At 53.1% G+C, this 2,534-nt stretch carries 4 protein-coding genes; 1 reads left to right on the top strand and 3 read right to left on the bottom strand.

Translation table 11 applies throughout. From position 1 onward, the window contains the following. The coding region (locus ACJHVI_RS09370; RefSeq protein ID WP_483183872.1) for a transposase at positions 1–136 on the top strand (136 nt) is incomplete at its 5' end. Between the two features lie 22 nt (positions 137–158). On the opposite strand, the gene ACJHVI_RS09375 is transcribed toward ACJHVI_RS09370, so the two are convergent. The 3 genes from ACJHVI_RS09375 to ACJHVI_RS09385 all read right to left on the bottom strand — a co-directional run bounded on the left by ACJHVI_RS09375 (position 159) and on the right by ACJHVI_RS09385 (position 2,273). Beyond that, positions 159–1,085 carry a tyrosine recombinase XerC gene (locus tag ACJHVI_RS09375; protein ID WP_483184464.1) on the bottom strand — a complete coding sequence of 309 codons (927 nt, stop codon included), beginning with the start codon at positions 1,083–1,085 and terminating at the stop codon, positions 159–161. After that, positions 1,082–1,915 carry a diaminopimelate epimerase gene (gene dapF / locus ACJHVI_RS09380; protein WP_483184465.1) on the bottom strand — a complete coding sequence of 278 codons (834 nt, stop codon included), beginning with the start codon at positions 1,913–1,915 and terminating at the stop codon, positions 1,082–1,084. Before dapF ends, ACJHVI_RS09375 begins: the two co-directional genes overlap by 4 nt. A gap of 103 nt (positions 1,916–2,018) precedes the next feature. Beyond that, on the bottom strand, positions 2,019–2,273 hold the full coding sequence (locus ACJHVI_RS09385; RefSeq protein WP_115219446.1) for a GlsB/YeaQ/YmgE family stress response membrane protein: 255 nt from the start codon (positions 2,271–2,273) through the stop codon (positions 2,019–2,021). Positions 2,274–2,534: the final 261 nt, after the last annotated feature.

Raw genomic sequence — 2,534 nt, forward strand, 5'->3', positions numbered from 1 at the left:
AGCGCTACCGCCTTACTCTCCGGAGTTAAATCCCATTGAAAAGACGTGGGCTAATATCAAGCAATGGTTGAGAAGCCATTTGTCAGAATTTAAGACGGTAGAGAATAGATTATCGTACTACTTTGGTTTGAATTGACTATAGTTTTTCTGTGAATTGTCTAAAACGGGACTGGTGGCAAGGCTTTGTTTATTCGCCGTCTTGGTTTTTTTTTGCGTGCGCGCGGGTGCGCTTGGTCGTAGATTTTTGCCAGATGCTGAAAATCGAGATGGGTGTATTTTTGGGTGGTGGAGAGGTCGCTGTGTCCCAGCATTTCTTGCACGGCGCGGATGTCGGCGGAGGATTGCAGCACATGGCTGGCGAAGCTGTGCCGCAGCATGTGGGGGCTGACGTGTATGCCGTTTAGGCGGCGGGCGGCATGTTGTTCTAGCAATTTTTCGATGCTGCGTTTGCTCAGACGCGTGCCTCTTTGGTTGAGGAAGAGGGCGGTTTCGGTAGGGTTTTTAAGCCATTGCAGGCGCAGTTTGAGCCAATGTTGCAGGGCGGTTTGCGCTTGTCTGCCGATGAAAATCCGCCTTTCTTTGCCGCCTTTGCCGAGTATGACGAGTTCGTCAGGCGGTGGCGAGAATGGGGCGGCGTTGAGGGCGGCGACTTCGGCAAGGCGCAGTCCGCTGCTGTAGATGAGTTCAAAGAGGGCGTGGTTGCGCCATTCACTTGCCGGTGCCTCGGTATCAGGCGCTTTCAATAATTGGCGGATTTGGTCGGGGCTGAGGGTTTTGGGCAGGATTTTATTTTGTATTTTCGGTACGACGAGGGCGAGGCTGGGGTCGTCTGCGCGCAGGGTTTGGCGTTTGAGCCAGTCGAAGTAGCCGCGCAGGGCGGCGCGGTGCTGGATGAGAGTGTTGGCGGCGATGCCTTGGCGGCGCAGTCGGTTGAGGTAGCTTTGCAGGGTATGGCTGTTTTGTTGGATGAGGCTGTGTTCAAAATGCCGGTCGGCTTGTTCGAGCAGGCGGCGGTAGGTGGCGATGCTCAGGGGCGCCAGTTCGCGTTCAAAGCGCAAGAAATCGCAGTATTTGTCAATGCTCATGCGCGGGCGGGCAATTGTCCTTCAAAGACGCTTTCTGCCGCGCCGCTCATCAATAGCGCGTGATTTTTGCCTTCCCAATCGATGCGCAGGCTGCCGCCTTTGAGTTCGACGCGCACGGGCGAGCGCAGTACGGCGCGGGCAATGCCGACGGCGGCTGCGGCACAAGCGCCTGTGCCGCAGGCTTGGGTTTCGCCGACGCCGCGTTCAAAAACGCGCAGTTTAATATGATGTTCGTCAATGATTTGCATAAAGCCTACGTTGACTTGCTCGGGAAAGAGCGGATGTTTTTGCAGGGCGCTGCCGATTGTCGCGACTTCTGCTGTCGTGCTGTCGTCGATTTCGCAGACGGCATGGGGATTGCCCATGGAGACGATGCCGAATGTCTGTTCGCCGATGCTTTGGTAGAGTTCGCTGTTTTGGGCGGCGGTAAAGGGCGTGAAGTCGGGCACGCCCATATCGACGCAGAATTCGTCTTTGCCTTCGATTTGCCCCATGTGGCGGATTTCAATGATGCCGCGTTTGACGGCAACGCGTACAGGGCGCGAGAAATCAAATAGTTGCTTGTCGCGCAGGTATTTGGCGAAGCAGCGCGCGCCGTTGCCGCAGTGTTCGACTTCTTGTCCGTCGGCATTGAAGATGCGGTAGGTGAAATCGACTTGCGGATGGCGGGGGTTTTCGATAATCAGCAATTGGTCAAAGCCGATGCCGCGGTAGCGGTCGGCAAGGGAGAGAATTTCTGCGCTTGTCCAATCAAAGGCTTGCCGGCGGCAGTCCAGTATGACGAAATCATTGCCCAATCCGTGCATTTTGCAAAAGGCGCGTGCTTGCATGTGTATCCTGTTTTTGTTTTTTTAGCGATTGAGGGCGGTCTATAGTAGAGGAATTGCGCGCATAAAAAAAGCCTGCGGCGGCAGGCTTTGCGGCGATGAAAGATTATTTTTTTTTGCCGATCATGCTAAATACGACCAAGATGATAATTGCGCCGATAACGGAGGCGATAAAACCGACCGGTTCGCCTTGGCGATATAAGCCTAGACTTGAGCCGAGAAAGCCGGCAACAAAGGAACCTGCGATGCCTAAGCCCGTGGTCATCCAAAATCCTAATTTGTCATTGCCAGGCTTGATCGCGCGTGCAATCAGACCAGCTAAGAAACCGATGACGATCATGCCGATAATACCTGTACCCATATATTCTCCATTAGGTTTGTGTGAAAGAGGTTTGAGTATAACCGAATAAATCTGTGGAATATATTTAGATAACTTTACGATATTCTCATGTATTCACAGTGTTACTTTAGCAAGAGTTTTGCCGCCTCTCCGATGCGTTCCGGCGGCAAATACAATGCCGGCTCTATCAGCTCGATTTCATTGCAAATAAAGGCATTATCTTCTTGAATCAGTCCGTCGATGCGTGCATAGGCAGGCTGAAATGGCAGGGCTTGCATCAGC

Source organism: Suttonella sp. (genome assembly GCF_056855035.1).

Coding starts and splice junctions, on each gene's coding strand:
- ACJHVI_RS09375 (WP_483184464.1), bottom strand. CDS start 1,085: ATGAGCATTGACAAATACTGCGATTTCTTGCGCTTTGAACGCGAACTG.
- ACJHVI_RS09385 (WP_115219446.1), bottom strand. CDS start 2,273: ATGGGTACAGGTATTATCGGCATGATCGTCATCGGTTTCTTAGCTGGT.
- dapF (WP_483184465.1), bottom strand. CDS start 1,915: ATGCAAGCACGCGCCTTTTGCAAAATGCACGGATTGGGCAATGATTTC.